Origin of the sequence: Saccharopolyspora indica (assembly GCF_027853965.1) — a bacterium.
GTDB lineage: Bacteria > Actinomycetota > Actinomycetes > Mycobacteriales > Pseudonocardiaceae > Saccharopolyspora > Saccharopolyspora indica.
Genome location: NZ_JAQGLB010000001.1, coordinates 457,625 through 476,028 on the forward strand (window position 1 = coordinate 457,625; position 18,404 = coordinate 476,028).

The window sequence follows — 18,404 nt, forward strand, 5'->3', positions numbered from 1 at the left end:
TGCCCGGATCCGGCGACCATCCTCCGCTCGGAGCAGCGCGCGGTCGTCCACTGTGCTCGGAGCCCGCATCGGGCGAGGTCGTGCGGGAGTGTCAGGGGTCGCAAGTATGTTCGTCGTGTCCGGCCGGTGCGGCTGGGCTTCCCCAATCCACAGGAGAGTGCGTGTTGCAAGATTGGGAGCGGTCGAGCACGACGCGGGTGGTCGCGCCCGCCCGGCCGCGCAAGCTCGCCAAGGTCCCGTTCGCGGAGCTGGCCGACGGCCGCCTGCAGGGCGTGGTGTCCAGCGGCTCGGACATCGAGCGCGTCTACGTCTCGTCGGTCGCCGCCGGGAGCTACGAGTTCACCTGCAGCACCAACAACAACCGGCCCTGCGGTGGTGCGCGCGGCTACTTCTGCAACCACATCCGGGCCCTGCTCACCGAGGCGGTGCTGCAGTACGGCGGCGAGCGGGTCGCCCGCTACCTGAAGGCCGAGGTCACCGACGAGGAGCTGACCGCGGACAGCATCACCGACGCCATGACCGGTGCGCGGCAGGGCGATGCCGGGACCGCGGCGCCGGTGTTCAGCCGGTTCCTGCGCCACCTGGCCTACCTGGAGCTGCCCCCGACGACCGCGCCGCTGCCGGAGATGCAGTGGTTCCCGCCGACCAGGGCGGTGGTGTGATGCGCGCCGATCTGCTGGCCGAACCCGTCGAGGGGGTCGACGAAGCCCTGGCCGCCGTCGACGCCGTCGACCGCGCGCTCACCGGCGGCCTGCTGCGCCCGGACGCCGCCGACATGGCCGAGTTCGCCCGGTCCGTCGCCGGCACACCGCTGGCCGAGAAGGTCGCCGAGGCCGCCGACAAGGCGGTCGCCGGAGCCGCCAGCGAGGAGCACTTCACCGCCCTCGCCGCCGCGCGCCTCGCGCTGCTGGGCTCCGCCCACGACGCCCTCGCAGCGCGCATCACCGAGGCGACAGGACGAGCCGGTGACGGCGAAACCGACTGGGTGCAAAGCGATTCGCCGTCGTTGAACCTGCTGGCCGCCGCCCGCTCCTGGCTCAGCGACCTGGCCCGCACCGGCTGGCGCGGCATCGACCACGACCTGATCTCCGGATCGGCGCAGATCATCTCGGCGATGCTCCCGGACCCGGCGCTGCGCCGGGCCGCGGCGCTCCTGGACGGCTTCGCCGCCGAGCTCGCGGCGTCCTGCCCCGGTGCTTCGCTGGAACGCGTCCCGGCCCGCCGCTGGGCGGACCTGTGGTCGCGGGGGATGCTGCTCGCGCTGCCGGGCGCCGCGGTGACGCCGGTGACCGGCACCGCCACCGGCCGCCTCCTGCCGGTCGGCATCGACGTGCAGGAACACGCCACCGCCGTGCAGGCGCAGGTCCACGCGGTCTTCGAGCCCGCCGACGGTTCCGCCTCGCGCCTGGTGCGCGCCAGCGCCTCGGTGTCCAAACCGGACACCGTCGTCGGGGCCGGTCTGTGGCAGCTGCTGCGACCGCACATGTCGCTGCTGGCCGCGTTCGGCGAAGGCCGCTCGATGGAGCTCACCGGGATGCCGGTCACCGCGGAAGGCGACCTGATCTGGAGCGACGAGCGCGCCCAGCCCGGTGAACCCGCCGATCCCTTCGTCACCGCCCGGGTCGCCCTGCAGGCGGCGACGGCGGCCGAAACCGCGCCGCTGGACCGGCATCCGGCGCGCATCGCGGTGCCCGTGTTCGTCGAGGGCTACACCGCGCGAACCGACGACGACGTGCTGACCTTCACCATCGCCGAGCACGACCTCGCGGTGAACACCGACCGCGTTCCCGCCGCGAGCCCGCTGACCGCGGAGGCGATCGCGGCGTCGAACGCCTGCATCGGCCTGCTGCGCTGGGACGCCGGGAGCTTCCACCTCCAGCCGCTCGCGGTCGAGACCACCAAGCGGAAGAAGGCCGTCGCGGTGCACGCCGGGGCGTGGGCGGGCGGCACGGCCGACAAGGCCGGTGCCAAGGCGGAGAAAGCGGCCACCGACGCCGCCAAGGTGCTGCGCGAGCGCGCGGGGAGGCTGCTGCGGAAATGACCGAGGAGACCTCCCACGACAACCGCCGCCAGGTCCTGTACTGGCGGTTGCTGGCCCGGCTCTTCGACCGCGAGGAGCAGGCGGGCCTGGAATCGGCGAGCCTGGCCGTCGTCGAGGACATCGGGCTGCCCGCGGCACTGCTGGACCCGCGCACCTCGGTCGACTCGATCGTGCAGCGCCACCCCGAACTGGCCGCCGAGTTCGACGGGCTGATGGCACCCGAGTCCACATCGGACGAACGGGATCGGGCCGCCGAGGTGCGGCGGGCGGCGCTGGTCTCGAAGGTGCTGCTCAACGTCTTCGACACCGGATCCGGCGCGGTCACCGCCGAGCAGCTCTCCCGCTGGCAGTCCGATGCGGGCTGGATGGAGCGCGCGCTGGGCTGCGGCCCCGGCGAGCTGCGCGGCGGTCGCACCGCCGGGACCGGCACGGGGCAGGGCGGCCCGACCCCCGACCTCTCCCGGCTGATCCCGGAGATCGGCCCCGAACTCGGTGCCATCGAAGCGGATCTGGTCGACCGCATGCAGCTGCGCGAGGTGCTGGCCGATCCCGACCTCGCCGCGCAGCTGACCCCGAGCATGTCGCTGATCGAGCAGCTGCTGCGGGACAAGGACAACCTGTCCGGGGTGGCGCTGGCCAACGCCAAGGACCTGATCCGGCGGTTCGTCGACGAGGTGGCGCAGGTGCTGCGCACCCAGGTGGCGCAGGCCCCGGTCGGCGAGCTGGACCGGTCGGTGCCGCCGAAGCGGGTCTTCCGCAACCTCGACCTCGACCGCACGATCTGGAAGAACCTCACCAACTGGGACCCGGAGGAGCAGCGGCTCTACGTCGACCGCCTCTTCTACCGGCGCACCGCCCGCAAGACGACGCCGCAGCGGCTGATCGTGGTCGTCGACCAGTCCGGTTCGATGGTCGACTCGATGGTGAACTGCACCATCCTCGCCTCGATCTTCGCCGGGCTGCCGAAGGTCGACGTGCACCTGATCGCCTACGACACCCGGGCGCTGGACCTCACCCCGTGGGTGCACGACCCGTTCGAGACGCTGCTGCGCACCCAGCTCGGCGGCGGCACCAACGGCGAGGTCGCCATGGCGCTGGCCCAGCCCAAGATCGCCGAACCGCGCAACACCGTGGTGGTGTGGATCTCCGACTTCTACGAGTGGTCGGCCGAACCGCTGTTCAACAGCATGGCCGCCATCCACCGCTCCGGAGCCAAGTTCATCCCGGTCGGCTCGGTGACCAGCTCCGGCCGCGGCAGCGTCAACCCGTGGTTCCGGGAGCGCTTCAAGGACCTGGGCGCACCGGTGATCTCCGGCCACATCCGCAAGCTCGTCGAAGAGCTCAAGACGTTCCTGGCCTGACCGCCAGACCTCCCCGCCGAAAGCACCCCAGAAAGGCCTTCCCACATGTCCGACCTGCTGCGCGCGCCCGCCGAGATCAAGTACGCCGAGGAGCTGGACTGGCTGGAGTCCGTCGACGACGGCCCCAAACCCTTCGCCTGGCGGCTCTCGCCGAAGATGGTCCGGCTGTTCATCCTCGGTTCCGAGCGCGCCGACGGCCTCGACCGGGAGGTCGCGCAGAAGTGGTTCGGCGACCGCAGCTTCGTCGAGCGCGCCATCGTCACGCTGGCCTCCGACCGCGGCCTGCTGCTCATCGGTGATCCCGGCACCGGCAAGAGCTGGCTGGCCGAGCTGCTGTCCGCGGCGATCAGCCGGAACTCGACGCTGGTCGTGCAGGGCACCGCGGGCACCACCGAGGACCAGATCAAGTACTCGTGGAACGTGTCCATGGTCATCGCCAAGGGCCAGTCGCGGGAGTCGATGATCCCCTCGCCGATCATGACCGCGATGGAGGCGGGCGCCGTCGGCCGGTTCGAGGAGCTCACCCGCTCCACCAGCGACGTGCAGGACGCGCTGATCTCCATCCTGTCCGAGAAGTACATCTCGGTGCCCGAGCTCGACGACGACAACATCGTCTTCGCCAAGCCCGGGTTCTCCATCATCGCCACCGCCAACAGCCGGGACCGCGGCGTCAACGACCTGTCCTCGGCGCTCAAGCGCCGCTTCAACTTCGTGCGCATCCCGGTGGTGACGAACAAGAAGAGCGAAGCCGAGATCGTCCGCTTCCGCACCGAGGAGCTGCTGCGCCGCCACCAGATCGAGCTGGACGTGCCGCCGACGCTGCTGGACGTGCTGCTGCGCAGCTTCGCCGACCTGCGCGATTCGGCGGCCGCGGCGGGCAGCGACGACGAGAAGCTGGAGTCCGCGCTGTCCACCGCCGAGCAGATCGGCGTGCTCGAGGACGCCATCCTGCACAGCAACTTCTTCGGCCAGCGCGAGCTGACCGCCCGCACCCTGGCGTCCTCGCTCGTCGGATCGCTGGCCCGCCGCGAACCGGAGGACCTGGCGATCCTCAACAAGTACCTGCACGGCGTCGTCGAACCGCGCAGCAAGGAGGAGGGCGGATCCTGGCCGGAGTTCCTGGAGGGCGGCCGCGACGCGATCGCCACGTTGTCATGAGCGGGGCCGACGAAGGCGCCTTCGGGGCGCTGCGGGGGCAGCTGCAGGAAGCCGCCGCGACGTTCGCCGACGGGCCCGGCGCGCTGGAGGACATCCTGCTGGGCATCGTCGACGACGTCGACCGGGCTTGCCGGGAACCGCTGGAGATCTTCCCGGTGTGCCACCACTCGCCGGCCTCGGCGATCGCGATGGCGCGGCGGCTGCGGCAGAAGCAGCCGAAGGTGATCTACCTGGAGCTGTGCGAGGACATGGCTCCGCTGCTGACCGAGCTGCGCAACTGCAAGCTCCCGGTGGCGGTGCAGGCCTTCGCCACCGAGGTCGACGGCTTCCCGCTGGAGTGGTCGCCGCTGTCGGTGGTCGCCCCGATCACCGAGGCCTCGGCGGAGTACCAGGCGATCGCCTACGCGCTGGACACCCCGGGAGTGGAGCTCGTCCTGGTCGACCGCTCCTCGGACCACGTCTTCCAGTGGGACGAGCGCCGGGCGGAACCGGCCGCGGAGGAGGCCGGTCTGCACGGTGACGCCGTCGGCGTGGAGCTCGGCGACCTGCGGCCCCGCTTCGCCGAGCTGGAGGAGCACCTGCTGCGCCACGGCAAGGTGCGGCACTGGTCGGAGTGGTGGCACCAGTACGTGGAGCTGCCGCTCGGCGACAGCGACCACGACACCTACCGGCAGGTGATGCTGCTGATCGGCAGCCTGTTCCGGCGGCTGGCACCGGGCGACGAGCACCGCGTGCGGGTCGACGAGGACCGCGAGCGCTACATGTGGACCCGGATGCGCGAGCACCTGGCCCGCACCGGCACCGATCCGGCGGACTGCCTCCACGTCTGCGGCGCGTTCCACGCGGCCAGCCGCGTGGAGGAGTTCGGCGTGCACGGCACCGGCGGCTTCGAGATCGGCCCGCGCACCGCGACCAAGTGGCAGCACGGCCTGATCCCCTCCAGCAACGCGGCGATCGAGGCGCAGTTCGGCCTGGCCTCCGGATCGGTGTCGATCGCGGCGACGGAGTGGGCGAAGAACCTCAAGCGCACCCGCGTGCAGCCGTTCCGGCTGGAAGGCCAGGCCGGGACCAGGAAGACGTCGAAGAAGCAGTCGGCGCCGCCCGTCCCCGAACCGGAATCCGCACCCGCGGACAAGCTCTCGGGCTTCCTGCGGCGCCCACCGGTGCTCGACCGCCTGGACGAGGCCGAACTGCTGGCCTGGTCGGTGGACGTCGTGCGCGCCGCGCGGCGCAACGGCTACCTGGCCTCCACGGCGGATGCCATCGCGGTGTTCGAGACGTCGATCCTGCTGGCCGGGATGCGCGACCGGGCCAAGCCCACGCCGTACGACTTCCAGGACGCCGCGATCACCTGCATCGAGAAGGACGTCGTGCCGGGCCGCCGCGACGTGCGCCGCCTCGTGGAGATCATGATGGGCGGCGACCGGATCGGGCAGGTCGGCTACGACTCGCTGCCACCGCTGGCGCGCGACGTGCACGACCGGCTCGCGCCGCTGAACCTCAAGCTCGAGCAGCGCGGCGTGCAGCGCGCGCTGCTGGACATCGCCTCCCAGCCGGAACTCGCGCAGTGCTCCGACGTCCTGTGGATGCTGCACCGGCTGATGCCGCGCGGCGCGGCGCGGCCGATCATGGGCGAGCGCAGCCTCGGCGAGAAACCCATCCAGGAGTCGTGGGACCTGGCGCTGGGCACGCACCAGCGGGCGCTCATCGAACTCGGCTACGAGGGCGTCAGCATCGAGCAGGTGCTGGAGCAGCGACTCCGCGCCGCGGCCTACGCCCCCGCGGCGACGGCGGCGACGGTGCTGGAAGCGGTCGAGGACGCGACGCTGTACCTGCGCAGCTCGCGTCTCGCCAACGAGCTGGGCACGCGGGCGCTGGAAGTCCTCGCCACCGAGCGCAGCGTCGACGGCGCGCCCGAGGTCCTGCGCCGCGTCCGCCGTCTCCTGGCGTTCTACCGGACCAGCGAACCGGTGCTGCCGCAGTGGATCGAGTCGTTCGTCAAGACCGGCTACGCCCACTACTGCACCCTGCTGCCGACGGCGTTCACCGACGAGGACGCGACCGTCGACCAGGTCGCGGCGATGCTGGGATTCCTGTTCAACATGGAAGCCCTGGCGCTGTCGCTGGGCTGCGACCGGACCCAGCTGGAGCTGGCGTTCGCCCAGTCCCACCCGGGGGAACCGGAGAAGCTGGCGCTGCTGTGGGCGGCGCAGGTGCAGCTCGGCGAGCTCTCCAGGGCCGATCTCCGCCGGCGCTGCGCCGAGCTGCTCGGCAACCCGCTGGTGGTGCCCGGCTATCCGCGCTACCTCAGCGGATTCCTGCACGCCCTGGAACCGGTGCCGAGCCTGGCCGACTTCGTGGTGGAGGCGGTGTCGAACGCCTTCCGCGTGCTGCCGGACCCGGTCCTGCTGCCGTGGCTGCCGAAGCTGATCACCACGTTGCGCTCGGGCGGAGCGGAGCTGGCACCGCTGCTGATCCGCGAAGCGGGCCGGATCTTCCCAGGCGCCCTCGCGGCGCTGGACGAGTGGACTCCGCCGTGGCTGGCCGAACCCGCCGAACCGGTGCTCCCGCCGCGCGGTGGCGGCGGTGCCGCGCTGCTGGCCGCCCACCCGGCGACCTGCGACGCGGTGGCGGACCTGCTGGGCTGCACCGGGCAGTGGCGGCAGCCCGAGCCGGGCGGAGCGCTGCTGCTGGACCGCCACCCCGGCACGGCGCTGGCCCTCCAGCGGCTGCTCGCTCTGTGATGCGTGGTGCCCCCGCTGCCGGGGGCACCACACCTCAGCTCTCGCCGGGGAGGGCGAGCGCGATGATCTGGGTGGTCAGCTGCGGGCCCCAGGTCATGCCCTCGATGTTGTCCACCGTGGACAGTTCCAGGTCGTGGAAGTCGACGATCAGCCGCTTGCGCATCGGCTGGACCGGCCGGTCGGCGAGGGAGTCCACGCGCTGGACGTCGGTGGCGCCGGTGGTCGTGGCCTCGAACAGCCGCACCTTGAAGCCGGTGCCCTCGACGTAGGTCCGCTCCAGCACGAGGAAGCGGTCCGGATCGTCCGGGTGGGCGAGGATGGCGGGAACCCCGGTGTCGGGCCGCCTGCCGCCCGGCGGCGGCGAGGTGAAGACCGGCTCGATCGGGTAGGCGTACTGGCCGAGCACCTCCCCGGTCCTGGTCTGCGCGGTGACCCGGGCCAGTGCGCCGCGCTCGGTGGTCGGCAGCGGGCCGTCCTGGATCAGCGGTCCTTCCAGGGCGCTGGTGAGCACCGATCCGGTCGGGTCGAAGGCGATGGCTTCCAGGACCAGGTTCCGCCGCGGCCCGCGCTCGTGCGGGGTGATCTCGTAGTTCGGCGGCAGGCGGTGCTCGCCGAGGTGCCGGTGAGCAGCAGCGGCGCGCAGCGGGCAGCCACGACCGGGATGCCCTCCATCGTGTGGCCGCAGTCGCCGATGTGGTTGATCCCGCGGGATCCCGGTCCGGTTTCGCGGCAGGTCGCCTGCTGTGCGCGTTTCGGGGCGTTATAGGACCCCGGAGCGCGCACAGCAGGTGCGGTTCAGCGGGTGGCCGGGGTCCCGGCGGCTGGCAGGTCCTGCTGGATCGCCACCCGGTAGGCGGCCAGGATCCGGTCGAGGCGATCGCGGGCGATCCGGGCCTCCCGCTCGTCGGAGCCGATGCCGATGTGCGCGCACACGGCCTTCGTCGCGCCCGGCTGGAACCGTGGCTGATCGACCTCGTCCATGCCCCGCATGGTGGCAGAGGCGCCTGATGGCGCGCCGACCGGCTGCCCCGAACAGGTTGCGGGGGGCCGGGTTGATCGTTCGACAATTCCCGCACTATTATCGTGCGGAAATTGTCGAACGATGAGAGGTGGTCCGGATGTCTCCGTCACGGGTGTACGAGCACCCCGCGACCGAGGAGATCGCGATCCCGCGCGTGCTGTTCGCGCTGAGCGAGCCGCTGCGGCTGTCGATGGTGCGGATGCTCGCCGAGCGCGGTGAGCTCGACAGCATCGAGCTGGGGCCGGACCTGCCCCGGTCGACGCTGACGCACCACACCGGGCTCCTGCGCGAATCCGGCGTCGTGTTCGTCCGCGCGGAGGGGCGCAAGTGCATGATCAAGTTGCGCCGCGAGGACCTGGACGCCCGCTTCCCGGGGCTGATCGACACGGTGCTGAGCGGATACCAGGACTCCGCGCCGGCGAAGGAGGACGCATGACACTCCTCGTGTCAACCGGAGTGCTGCTCAACCGCACCTCAGGGGACCGTGATGCAACCCGGCCACAAGGAACCCCCGCAACGCAAGATCATCCGAGAACGCAACCGCCACTGAAAATCGTGGAGAGGCGGAACAGGGAGAGGCGGGACCGCGCATGATCCGCCGGGTGTGGCCACTGGTGGCCGCCGCCGTCGCGTTGGGGATCGACGCCTACGTCCTCGCCGGAGTGCTGCCCGCGATCGCCGATTCGCTGGCCACCACCGCGGCCGCGGTCGGACTCGGGGTGACGGCCTTCACCGCCGCCTACGCGTTGGCCGGACCGCTGCTGTCGGGGATGCTGACCCGGGGAAGCACCGCCGGTGCGCTGCTGATCGCGCTCGGTGTGTTCAACCTGGGCAACCTCATCACCGTGCTCGCGCCGGGCGTCGAAGTGTTCTTCGCCTCCCGCGTGGTCGCAGGCGCGGGCGCCGGGGTGCTCACGGCGGTGGCCACGGCGACGGCCGCCGCCATGGTCGCCGACCACGAACGCGGCCGGGCGATGGCGATGGTGACCTTCGGCCTGTCCACCGGGACGGTGGCCGGAGTGCCGGCCGGGGTGATCATCGGTGACCGGCTGAACTGGCGGTGGACCATGGGACTGGTCGTGGCCGTCGGCGTCCTGAGCATGATCACCCTGGCCCTCCGGGCGCGGGTGATCCCGGCGCTGCCTGCCTCGCGCGGACCGGCCTTCGGGGTGCTGCGCTCGTCGCGGACGGTCATCGGGGTCCTCGCGGTGTTCCTGCTAGGCGGGGCCAGCCTCGGGCTCTACACCTACCTGCTGCCGATGGCCGAGGCGCGAGGGCTCCAGGGCTGGGGCTTCGCGCTGGTGTGGGCGTGGGGCATCGGCGGTGTCGCCGGCGCCGCTCTGATCGGCAGGCCGCTGGACGCCTTCGGGCCGCGCGTGCTGCTGATCGTCCTGCCCGCGGTGCTGCTGGCCGCGTTCGCGGCGATCTGGGTGTTCGACTCCCCGGTCGTGTGGCTGGCCGCGGCGGCCCTGTGGGGTGCGGCCGGGTGGTCGAGCGTGCCCACCTTGCAGCAGGCGCTCACCCGCGACCGGCCCGAGCAGGCCATGCCGGTCGTCGCGTTCCAGATGGCCGCGATGTACCTCGGCTCCGCCGCCGGAGCGGCCGCGGGCAGCAGCCTGCTCGCGGCCGGGACCAGTCCCGGCGACCTCGCCGGGTGGACGCTGATCCCCGCAGCGCTGGGGATCCTGCTCACCGGGTGGCTCGGCATCGGTTCGCCCCGGCTCCGGGCGGAGCACCGGAGCGCCGAACCCGCGTGCGAAGCCGCGGCCTAGCGAGCGCTCGCCCGGAAGGCGCGGGTGTCTCCCGCGCCTTCCGGGCGTTGTGTCCTGATTGGACAGAATGGTTCGTCGATCCTCGCCGAGGACGTCGGCCGCTGTGAGCGATCGAACACCGGTGCGCCCTCCTGGGAGCCGGTTCGCCCTGGCGGTGGAGTCCGCGGCGCGTGAGGATGGTCTGGCACGACGACCGCACCTCAGGAGAAGGCTGGTTCTCATGGACGCGCTCTACACCGCCGTCGCCACTGCCACCCACGGCCGGGACGGCCGCGCCGTCACCTCCGACGGCAAGCTCGACCTGCAGCTGGCCGTGCCGGTGGAGATGGGCGGCTCCGGCCAGGGCACCAACCCGGAGCAGCTGTTCGCCGCCGGGTACGCCGCCTGCTTCGCCAGCGCGCTCGGCCTGGTCGGCCGCCGGGCCGGTCTCGACCTCGGCGAGGCCGCGGTGACCGGCGAGGTCGGCATCGGCAAGCAGGGCGAGGGCTTCGCGCTCGCCGTGGTGCTGCGGGTGGAACTGCCCGACTCCGTCGACGAGGCCACCGGCCGCGACCTGGTCGAGCAGGCCCACCAGGTGTGCCCCTACTCGAACGCCACGCGCGGCAACATCCCGGTCGAACTCGTCGTCGAGTGAGCGCTCAGGCCGGGCCGAGCAGGTCCCAGCGGTTGCCTGCGATGTCCAGGAACACCGCGACCCGGCCGTAGGGCTCGGTGCGCGGCGGGATGGTGAACTCCACGCCCGCCGCCACCAGCCGCTCGAAGGTCGCGTCGAAGTCCGCCACCCGCAGGAAGAACCCCACCCGGCCGGCGACCTGGTCGCCGACCGCGGCGGCCTGCCGCGTGCCGTCCGCGCGGGCGAGCAGGACGCCCGTGCCGCCGCCGGGCGGCCGGACCACCACCCAGCGCTTGGGGCGGCCGTCGTTGGTCAGCGAAGGGGAGTCCTCGACCAGGTCGAAGCCCAGCACGTGGACGAAGAACTCGATGGCCTCGTCGTAGTCGGCCACGACGATCGTGACGAGATCGATCCGCACCGCACGATGGTAGCCCGATCCCCTCCCGTCGGATGACTGTCCTAAGGGGACGGAGTGCGATCAGGTGCGGAGTTCGTCGTCGGCGCGCAGGGCCGCATCGAGCAGGCACAGCCCTTCCTGCTGGAAACCGGCGATCAGCTCGGTCCAGCGGTTCAGGGCCGCACCGCTCTCGATCACGAAGCTCTGCGCCGCCGGGTTGAGGCCACCATCGCGGTGGACGATGCCGAACGGCGTGCGCAGCGCCGGGCGGGTCTCCACCACGACCGCGCCCGCGCGCGCTGCCGCGGCGGCCATGCGCAGCGGGAGGAACGCGCTGCCCGCACCGTTGAGCACCAGCGTCAGCTGCGCGTGGCGGTTGGGGACCCGCGCGACGATCCGGGGGACGACCGCCTCCTGGCGCAGCAGGGTCGTCACGAAGTCGTTCTCCCGGTGCGCCGAGCTGCTCACCACCAGCGGCACGTCGTCCAGCCGGGCGAGGTCGTGCGGCGCCGCCGGATCGGCACCGGTCGTGCCGGGCGGCATCACCAGCAGGAGCCGCTGGACGCCGAGGTCGACCTCGGCGAGGTTGTCGGCCGGGGCGGGGAACGTGGTGAAGCCGAGTTCGCAGTTGCCCGCCGCCACCTCCTCGCACAGCTCCGCCGCGCTCGCCTGCTCCACGAGGTCGATCCGGATGCCCGGGTGCAGCTTGGTGAAGGAGGCGCTCCACGCGGCGACCGCGTCGCTGGACATCTCCGGCATCGTGCCGATCGTGATCGACCCGACCTGCAGCTCGCGCGCACCGCGCATGATGTCGCGCGCCGCCAGCACGTCCCGCAGCACCTTGCGCGCCGGTTCGACGAGCAGCTCGCCCGCCGAGTTGAGCACCAGGTTCCGGCCCGTGCGGTGGAACAGGGTCAGCTTCAGCTCGCGCTCCAGCTGCCGGATGCTCTGCGACAGCGATGCCTGCGCGATGTGCAGCTGCTGCGCCGCCCGGTTCACCCCGTTGTGCTCGACGACGGCCAGGAAGTACTCCAGTTGACGGATCTCCATACCCGCATCGTCTCCCGGCCGGCGTCAGGAGCGGAACGTGTCGGGCAGCGTTCCGTCGGCGCCGACCTGCTCGATCATCGCGCGGCCGAGGTTGCGCTGGTGGATCGGCGAGGAGCCTTCGTAGATGCGCAGTGCCCGGACGTCGCGCCACATGCGCGGGACGGGGTGCGGTCCGACGATGCCCGCGCCGCCCAGCAGCTGGACGCACCGGTCGGCGACCGCGCTCGCCATCTCCGAGCAGTACAGCTTCGCGGCGGCGATCCGGTGCCGCGGGATCTCCCCGCGGTCGAAGGTGCGGGCGCACTCCACGACCAGCGCCCGGCCCGCCTCCAGCTCCGCGTAGCTCTCGCCCAGCGTCGAGCGCACCGCGCCGAGATCGGCCAGCGGCCCGCCGAACTGCTCGCGGCCGTTGACGTGCGCGGTGGTCTCCTCCAGCATCCGCGTGGCCTGACCGACGCAGGTGGCCGCGACGTGCAGCCGGGCGTGGTTGATCCCGCGCAACGCCATCGTCAGCCCCCGGCCTTCGACGTCGCCGAGGAGCCGCTGCGCGCCGACGCGCACGTCGTGGAAGCCGATCTCGGCCACCGGTGCTTCGGCGTGGCCGTTCATGTACCGGGGCAGCTCGGTGGAGATCCCGGGCGACCGGGCGTCGACGATCAGCGCGGAGACGCCCGCCGCTCCCGGTTCGCCCGGGTCGGTGCGCGCGAAGGTCAGGAACGCGTCGGCCCAGGCGCCGTTGGTGATGTAGCGCTTGCGGCCGTTGACGAGGTAGTCCCCGCCGTCGCGGATCGCCGTGGTGCGCAGGTGCGCCGCGTCCGAGCCCGCTTCTTCCTCGGTGAGCGCGAAGGCCATGACGAGATCCCCGGCGGCCATCGCGGGGAGCAGCTGCTGCCGCTGGGCCTCGGTGCCGTGATCGAGGATCGCCTGCGAGCACAACCCGATCACGGTGGAGAAGCGGGACCGGTAGACGCACGAGGCGCGGGTGAACTCGAAGGTCAGCCGGACCTGCTGCTCCATCGTCCATTCCAGGCCGCCGTAGCGGCGCGGGATCGAGATCCCGAACAGCCCGAGCGCGGCCATGCGGTGCAGGATCCGCTCGGGGACGGCACCGGTGCCGACCATCTCGGCTTCGGCCGGGATCAGCTCGTCGTTGGTGAAGTCCGCGATCTGCTGGAGGTGCGCGGAGAAGTCGTGGCGGAGCACGTCCTGGTCGATCAACGTGAAGTCCTTTCCTCGCTGGGCCGGGCCGTCGGTGCTGCGACGACGCGGCGGGTGGTGAGATCGGTGATGGCTTCGTCGGGGTAGCCGAGTTCGCGCAGCACCTCGGCGGTGTCCGCGCCTGCCTGCGGGGCGGCGGTGGAGGTGCTCCGGCGCCGCCCGTCCAGCGTGAAGGCCAACCCGGGGCTGGTGACGCGGTGGCCTCGCCGGTCGGTCACCTCGACCAGCACGTTCGAGCAAGCCACGTCCTCGTCGGCGGCGACCTCGTCGAAGGAGCGAACGGCGCCGCAGACGATGCCCGCCGAGCGCAACGCCGCGATGGCCTGCTCGCGGGTCATTCCCGCGAACGCGTTGTGCAGCGCGGCGAGCATCTCCGGCCGGTTGCGCACGCGCGCGGAGTTGTCGGCGAACCTCGGATCGTCGACCATGTCCGGCCTGCCCACCAGTTCGCACAGGGCCGCCCACTTCTCGGCGGTGTAGGCGGACAGCACGATCGCGCCGTCGGTGAGCGCGAGGACGTCGGCGGCGGGCGCGGCGTTGGCCTGCCCGTTGCCCCTCCGCCGGGGCGCGGCCCCGGTCAGCACGTACTCGCCCCAGGTGGCGGCCTGCGCCGAGATCACCGCTTCCAGCAGGGACGTCTCGACGTGCGCACCCCGCCCCGACCGCTCGCGTTCGAAGAGCGCGGCCAGCACTCCGGTGGCCAGCGCGTTGGCCGCGGTGACGTCGGCGACCGGGAAACCGACCCGCTGCGGCTCGCCGTCGGCGGCGCCGGTCGCGTGCATCAGCCCGTACTCGGCTTGGGCCGCGATGTCCAGACCGGGGCGTTCCCGGGACGGGCCGCGGGAACCGAATCCGGTCACGCTGGCGCAGATCAGGCGCGGGAAGTCCCGGCGCAGGGTCTCGGCGTCGATCCCGAGCTGCCCGGCGGATGCGGGGCGGAAGTTCTGCACCAGCACGTCGGCCGTGCCCAGCAGCCGGTGCAGCACGCGCCGCCCCTCCGGGTGGCGGAGGTCCAGCGCGATGCTGCGCTTGTCGCGGTTGTAGGCCTGGACCATCGCTTCGCCGAACGGGCCGATGCTCCTGGCCTGATCGCCCCGCAAGCTCTCGACCTTCAGCACCTCCGCGCCGAGATCGCCCAGCACCTGGGCAGCGCACGGCCCGGCGATGTACTGGCCCAGGTCCAGGACGCGAACACCCGTCAGCGGCCCCGTCATGGCGCACTCCGGTACGTGGTGGTGAGACGTTCCAGCTCGGCTTTGGCCCGCTCCGGGTTCAGCATCGCCCCGCCGAGAACGCCCAGGACGCACACGATCAGGCCGACGACGAGGAACCCGGTGGAGTAGCCCTGAGCCGGGGTGGCCGACCGGTCGACGATGAGCCCCAGACCGTAGGGCGCCAGGATTCCCGCGACGCTGTAGGCCGCGATGATGCAGCCGAAGAAGGCGACGCGCTGGCGCGCGGGCAGGAAGTCGGAGGCGCCCGCGAAGGCGACCGAGAAGGCGACGCTGTTGACCGAGAAGGCGAGCACGACGAGCACCACCTGCAGCGGGCCCGGATCCAGCTGGGTGAACGCGATCATCGAGAGCCCGCCGAACACCAGGTACGCGCCGGTGAGCTTTCCGCGGGCCAGGTGCGAGCTGCGCCCCCGGCGCAGCAGCCGGCCGGAGAGCGCGCCCGCCGACAGCAGCACGACCACGGCCGCCGCGTACGGGACGGCCGCCAGCACACCGATGGTGCCGGTGGGGTACCCCAGTCCTTCGGCCAGGTAGGCCGGGAGCCAGGCGACCTTCAACGAGGAGATCAGGTAGCCGGCGAAGGACAGCAGCACCAGTCCCCAGAAGCTGCGCAGAGCCAGCAGGCGGTGGAAGGGAACGGCGATGTGCCCGTTGGGATCCGGCGCGCGGCCCGCTCCGGCCCGGTCGGCGGGTTTGCGCAACGGCATCCGCTCCGCGTACCAGAACCAGGCGATCGTCCACACGGCACCCGCGGCGACCAGGACGGTGAAAGCCCCGTGCCACGACCAGTTCACGATGATCCACGTCAGGGCGGGAGCGGCGAGCAGCGGCCCGATCGACGAACCGGCGTTGACCACGGCACCCGCCGTCGCGCGCCGCTCCGGGGGGAAGCGATCGGCGATGACCGACTGGCAGAACGCGTGCGCGGGGCCTTCGAAGAAGCCCAGGGCGATGCGGGAGGCGAGCAGGACCCCGAAGGTGGTCGGCGAGGTCAGCGGCAGCATGCTCAGGATCCACGTGCACATCAGCAGCCCGGCGCCCCAGGTGTAGGAGATCTTGCGCAGCGCCGCCGTCAGCACCACCGCGCCGACCGCGAACAACCAGAAGAACGCGCTGCTGAGCAGGCCGTACTGCTCGGCCGTCAAACCCAGGTCAGCGCGGATCCGGCCGCTGGCGAGCCCGACGGCGGCCTTGTCGGCGAAGTTCAGCGTGAAGAACAGGAACAGGAAGAGCACGAGCCCCCAGCCCGTCGAGCGGTGCGGGGCACCCGGCGGCCCGCCGGTGCGGACGCGTGAATCGGAAAATGTCATGTGGTTCTCCTGTGCGGCTCTGCTCGACCTGAGCCGGTCGGCGAACCCCGGCCGCGACGGCTCGGGGCGCATGGTCCACATCACACCGCCGGCGCGGCGCGTTCAACGGCCGATGTGCGGACGGGGCGTTCGGTTCTGCCTATAACCGCGGCTCCTGTCCCTTGTGGGCTGACCGATGGTTTCCGGTATCCGGCTCTGTTGCGGCAGAATGTCGCCGCTGGGTGTTGCGAGGAGGGGTGGTCTGGTGCCGACGGCGACGTGGGAGCGGTTGCCCGAGACGCGGCGGGAAGCCGTGCTGCGGGCGGCCGAGGCGGAGTTCGCCGCGAACGGGTTCTCCGGTGGCAGCCTGAACGTGATCGCGCGCAACGCCTCGGTGGCGAAGGGCAGCCTGTTCCAGTACTTCACCGACAAGGCCGACATGTACGCCCACCTGGCGGACCTGGCGAGCCAGCGCATCCGGGCCGCGATGGAGCTGCGCATCGCCGAGCTGCGCTGGGAGGTGGGATTCTTCCCGGCGCTGCGGCAGCTCGCGCAGGACTGGGTGGCCTACTTCGCGGTGAACCCGCTGGACCGGGCGTTCATGGCGGCGGTGAGCCTGGAGCCGGACATGACCGCGCGTTCGGCGGTGCGCGAGGCGGCCAACAGCCACTACCTCGCGGTGCTGCGCCCGCTGCTGCGGAAGGCCCAGGACATGGGCGAGCTGCGCGCGGACGCCGATGTGGACGCGCTGCTGGCGCTGCTGCTGGTGCTCCTGCCGCACCTGGCCCTGGCCCCGTTCAACCCCGGTCTGGACCCGGTGCTCGGCCTGGGTTCCGGGGATTCCCGGCAGATCGGGGATTCGGTGGACCGGCTGGTGAACGTGCTGGTCACGGCCTTCGCCGCGCCTGGCGCGCAGCGCTGACCCGTTACTCCAACCGTGCGTTCGGGGTTGCTCCGGGCGGCCGCGCGCCCCTAATGTGACCACTGGTCATATGACCACCGGTCACACGGGAGGTCCTCCGGTCATGTCCGCACCGCCCCGCGTCTGCGTCATCGGTGCCGGTTCCTCCGGGATCGCCACCGCGAAGGTCCTGCTCGAACGCGGCATCCCGTTCGACTGCTTCGAGCTCTCCGACCGCATCGGCGGGAACTGGGTGTGGGGCAACCGCAACGGGGTCTCCGCGGCCTACCGGTCGCTGCACATCAACACCTCCCGGGAGCGGATGGCCTTCAGCGACTTCCCGATGCCCGCCGAGCTGCCCGACTTCCCCCGGCACGACCAGGTCGCCGCGTACTTCGACGCCTACGCCGACCACTTCGGGCTCCGCGAGCACATCACCTTCCGCACCGGCGTGCAGCACGTCGCACCGCTGCCGGGCGGCGGGTTCGACGTCGCGCTGAGCACCGGGGAGACCCGCCGCTACGAGGCGGTGTGCGTGGCCAACGGGCACCACTGGGACCCCCGCTGGCCCGAACCGGCCTTCCCCGGCGCGGATTCCACCGCGATCGAGCAGATCCACTCGCACCGCTACACCGACGAGTCGCAGCTGGTGGGCAAGCGGGTGGTCGTGGTCGGCATGGGCAACTCGGCGATGGACATCGCGGTGGACGCCAGCTACCACGCCGCGGCCACCCACCTGTCGGCGCGCCGCGGCGCGCACATCATCCCGAAGTACGTGTTCGGCAGGCCCTACGACCAGATCGCGGGCAGCGAGCGCATCCCGGGCTGGATCCGGTGGCCGCTGGCCCGGCTGCTGCTGCGGTCGGTCACCGGCCGGATGACCAGGTACGGGCTGCCCGCGCCGGACCACAAGTTCGCCCAGGCGCACCCGACGATGTCCAGCCGGGTGCTCGACCGCCTGGCGCACGGCGCGATCCACCCCAAGCCGAACATCGCGCGCCTCGACCGCTCCGAGGTCGTGTTCACCGACGGGAGCCGGGCGACGGCCGACCTGGTCGTGTACTGCACCGGCTACCGGATCAGCTTCCCGTTCTTCGACACCGGGTTCCTCGACCCCGGCGAGGACAACGAGGTCCGGCTCTACCAGCGGGTGTTCCACCCGAGGGTGCCGGGCCTGTACTTCATCGGCCTGGTGCAGCCGCTCGGGGCGATCATGCCGATCGCCGAGCGGCAGTCCGAGCTGATCGCCGACCACCTGCAGGGCACCTACGCGCTGCCCGGCAGGCTGGCGATGCTCGCCGAGATCGCCAAGCACCGGCAAGCCGTCGCGAAGCGCTACGTCGCCGCCAGGCGCCACACGGTCCAGGTCGATTTCGACGACTACATGCGCGAACTCAGCCGCGAACGCCGCCGCGGCGCCAAGCGCTGCGCACCGGAATCGCGCGCGGCGATGCGGGCGGTCAGCCGCACCTCCGCCTGACCGGACGAACGGTCCACTGTGGTGCTCGTGCACGGGGACCGAAACTTCGTCCACGCCGAGCATGGGAATGGGCCGACGAAACCTCTAGTGTTCCGCAACACGTGGTGTTGTCGCATCCGAGAGG

Annotated in this window: 17 protein-coding genes; 10 read left to right on the top strand and 7 right to left on the bottom strand. The window is 71.9% G+C overall.

Going from position 1 to position 18,404, the window contains the following annotated elements:
• Window positions 1-161 precede the first annotated feature (161 nt).
• The 5 genes from OU416_RS01990 to OU416_RS02010 are packed head-to-tail and all read left to right on the top strand — an operon-like array spanning window position 162 to window position 7,304.
• Window positions 162-662, top strand: coding sequence for a hypothetical protein (locus tag OU416_RS01990; RefSeq protein ID WP_270925037.1), 501 nt, complete (start codon window positions 162-164; stop codon window positions 660-662).
• Entirely contained in the window at window positions 632-2,041 is a 1,410-nt protein-coding gene (locus tag OU416_RS01995; protein WP_270925038.1) for a hypothetical protein, read from the top strand. The genes OU416_RS01990 and OU416_RS01995 overlap by 31 nt, the downstream gene beginning before the upstream one ends.
• A complete protein-coding gene (locus OU416_RS02000) occupies window positions 2,038-3,402 on the top strand; it encodes a vWA domain-containing protein (RefSeq protein WP_270925039.1) in 1,365 nt (454 codons plus the stop codon). The genes OU416_RS01995 and OU416_RS02000 overlap by 4 nt, the downstream gene beginning before the upstream one ends.
• Before the next feature lie 45 nt (window positions 3,403-3,447).
• Window positions 3,448-4,560, top strand: a complete 1,113-nt coding sequence (locus OU416_RS02005; RefSeq protein WP_270925040.1) for an ATP-binding protein — start codon at window positions 3,448-3,450, stop codon at window positions 4,558-4,560.
• Window positions 4,557-7,304, top strand: coding sequence for a DUF5682 family protein (locus OU416_RS02010; RefSeq protein WP_270925041.1), 2,748 nt, complete (start codon window positions 4,557-4,559; stop codon window positions 7,302-7,304). Before OU416_RS02005 ends, OU416_RS02010 begins: the two co-directional genes overlap by 4 nt.
• Window positions 7,305-7,338: 34 nt before the next feature.
• On the opposite strand, the gene OU416_RS02015 is transcribed toward OU416_RS02010, so the two are convergent.
• Together OU416_RS02015 and OU416_RS02020 are read right to left on the bottom strand one after the other, a co-directional pair.
• Window positions 7,339-8,037 (bottom strand): esterase-like activity of phytase family protein, encoded by a 699-nt coding sequence (locus OU416_RS02015; RefSeq protein WP_333779617.1) that lies wholly within the window; start codon window positions 8,035-8,037, stop codon window positions 7,339-7,341.
• Window positions 8,038-8,099: 62 nt separating this feature from the next.
• Entirely contained in the window at window positions 8,100-8,285 is a 186-nt protein-coding gene (locus tag OU416_RS02020) for a hypothetical protein (protein WP_270925042.1), read from the bottom strand.
• A gap of 137 nt (window positions 8,286-8,422) precedes the next feature.
• Here OU416_RS02020 and OU416_RS02025 point away from each other — a divergent pair, with 137 nt between their 5' ends.
• The 3 genes from OU416_RS02025 to OU416_RS02035 all read left to right on the top strand — a co-directional run bounded on the left by OU416_RS02025 (window position 8,423) and on the right by OU416_RS02035 (window position 10,731).
• Window positions 8,423-8,761: an ArsR/SmtB family transcription factor gene (locus tag OU416_RS02025; protein ID WP_270925043.1), complete on the top strand. Its 339-nt coding sequence runs from the start codon at window positions 8,423-8,425 to the stop codon at window positions 8,759-8,761.
• A 166-nt stretch (window positions 8,762-8,927) separates the two neighbouring features.
• A complete protein-coding gene (locus OU416_RS02030) occupies window positions 8,928-10,097 on the top strand; it encodes an MFS transporter (protein ID WP_270925044.1) in 1,170 nt (389 codons plus the stop codon).
• Between the two features lie 220 nt (window positions 10,098-10,317).
• A complete protein-coding gene (locus tag OU416_RS02035) occupies window positions 10,318-10,731 on the top strand; it encodes an organic hydroperoxide resistance protein (RefSeq protein WP_270925045.1) in 414 nt (137 codons plus the stop codon).
• Window positions 10,732-10,735: 4 nt separating this feature from the next.
• Here OU416_RS02035 and OU416_RS02040 read toward each other — a convergent pair whose 3' ends face one another.
• Genes OU416_RS02040 through OU416_RS02060 form a run of 5 tightly spaced genes read right to left on the bottom strand, consistent with a single transcriptional unit; the run spans window position 10,736 to window position 15,920 of the window.
• Window positions 10,736-11,128 carry a VOC family protein gene (locus OU416_RS02040; protein ID WP_270925046.1) on the bottom strand — a complete coding sequence of 131 codons (393 nt, stop codon included), beginning with the start codon at window positions 11,126-11,128 and terminating at the stop codon, window positions 10,736-10,738.
• A gap of 60 nt (window positions 11,129-11,188) precedes the next feature.
• Entirely contained in the window at window positions 11,189-12,157 is a 969-nt protein-coding gene (locus OU416_RS02045) for a LysR family transcriptional regulator (protein WP_270925047.1), read from the bottom strand.
• A 24-nt stretch (window positions 12,158-12,181) separates the two neighbouring features.
• Window positions 12,182-13,375 (bottom strand): acyl-CoA dehydrogenase family protein, encoded by a 1,194-nt coding sequence (locus OU416_RS02050; RefSeq protein WP_270925048.1) that lies wholly within the window; start codon window positions 13,373-13,375, stop codon window positions 12,182-12,184.
• The gene (locus OU416_RS02055) at window positions 13,372-14,589 is read right to left on the bottom strand and encodes a CaiB/BaiF CoA transferase family protein (RefSeq protein ID WP_270925049.1); all 1,218 of its coding nucleotides are present in this window, start codon (window positions 14,587-14,589) and stop codon (window positions 13,372-13,374) included. Before OU416_RS02055 ends, OU416_RS02050 begins: the two co-directional genes overlap by 4 nt.
• Entirely contained in the window at window positions 14,586-15,920 is a 1,335-nt protein-coding gene (locus tag OU416_RS02060; protein WP_270925050.1) for an MFS transporter, read from the bottom strand. Before OU416_RS02060 ends, OU416_RS02055 begins: the two co-directional genes overlap by 4 nt.
• Window positions 15,921-16,164: 244 nt before the next feature.
• Between OU416_RS02060 and OU416_RS02065 the strand changes: the two genes are divergently transcribed.
• Together OU416_RS02065 and OU416_RS02070 are read left to right on the top strand one after the other, a co-directional pair.
• Window positions 16,165-16,821 carry a TetR/AcrR family transcriptional regulator gene (locus tag OU416_RS02065; protein WP_270925051.1) on the top strand — a complete coding sequence of 219 codons (657 nt, stop codon included), beginning with the start codon at window positions 16,165-16,167 and terminating at the stop codon, window positions 16,819-16,821.
• A gap of 103 nt (window positions 16,822-16,924) precedes the next feature.
• Complete coding sequence (locus OU416_RS02070) at window positions 16,925-18,280, top strand: flavin-containing monooxygenase (RefSeq protein ID WP_270925052.1); 1,356 nt, start codon at window positions 16,925-16,927, stop codon at window positions 18,278-18,280.
• Window positions 18,281-18,404: the final 124 nt, after the last annotated feature.

What these genes read in the sequence shown, in the direction of transcription:
- OU416_RS02000 (WP_270925039.1), top strand. Translation starts at nt 2,038, where the DNA reads ATGACCGAGGAGACCTCCCACGACAACCGCCGCCAGGTCCTGTACTGG.
- OU416_RS02005 (WP_270925040.1), top strand. Translation starts at nt 3,448, where the DNA reads ATGTCCGACCTGCTGCGCGCGCCCGCCGAGATCAAGTACGCCGAGGAG.
- OU416_RS02010 (WP_270925041.1), top strand. Translation starts at nt 4,557, where the DNA reads ATGAGCGGGGCCGACGAAGGCGCCTTCGGGGCGCTGCGGGGGCAGCTG.
- OU416_RS02020 (WP_270925042.1), bottom strand. Translation starts at nt 8,285, where the DNA reads ATGGACGAGGTCGATCAGCCACGGTTCCAGCCGGGCGCGACGAAGGCC.
- OU416_RS02025 (WP_270925043.1), top strand. Translation starts at nt 8,423, where the DNA reads ATGTCTCCGTCACGGGTGTACGAGCACCCCGCGACCGAGGAGATCGCG.
- OU416_RS02035 (WP_270925045.1), top strand. Translation starts at nt 10,318, where the DNA reads ATGGACGCGCTCTACACCGCCGTCGCCACTGCCACCCACGGCCGGGAC.
- OU416_RS02045 (WP_270925047.1), bottom strand. Translation starts at nt 12,157, where the DNA reads ATGGAGATCCGTCAACTGGAGTACTTCCTGGCCGTCGTCGAGCACAAC.
- OU416_RS02055 (WP_270925049.1), bottom strand. Translation starts at nt 14,589, where the DNA reads ATGACGGGGCCGCTGACGGGTGTTCGCGTCCTGGACCTGGGCCAGTAC.
- OU416_RS02060 (WP_270925050.1), bottom strand. Translation starts at nt 15,920, where the DNA reads ATGACATTTTCCGATTCACGCGTCCGCACCGGCGGGCCGCCGGGTGCC.
- OU416_RS02070 (WP_270925052.1), top strand. Translation starts at nt 16,925, where the DNA reads ATGTCCGCACCGCCCCGCGTCTGCGTCATCGGTGCCGGTTCCTCCGGG.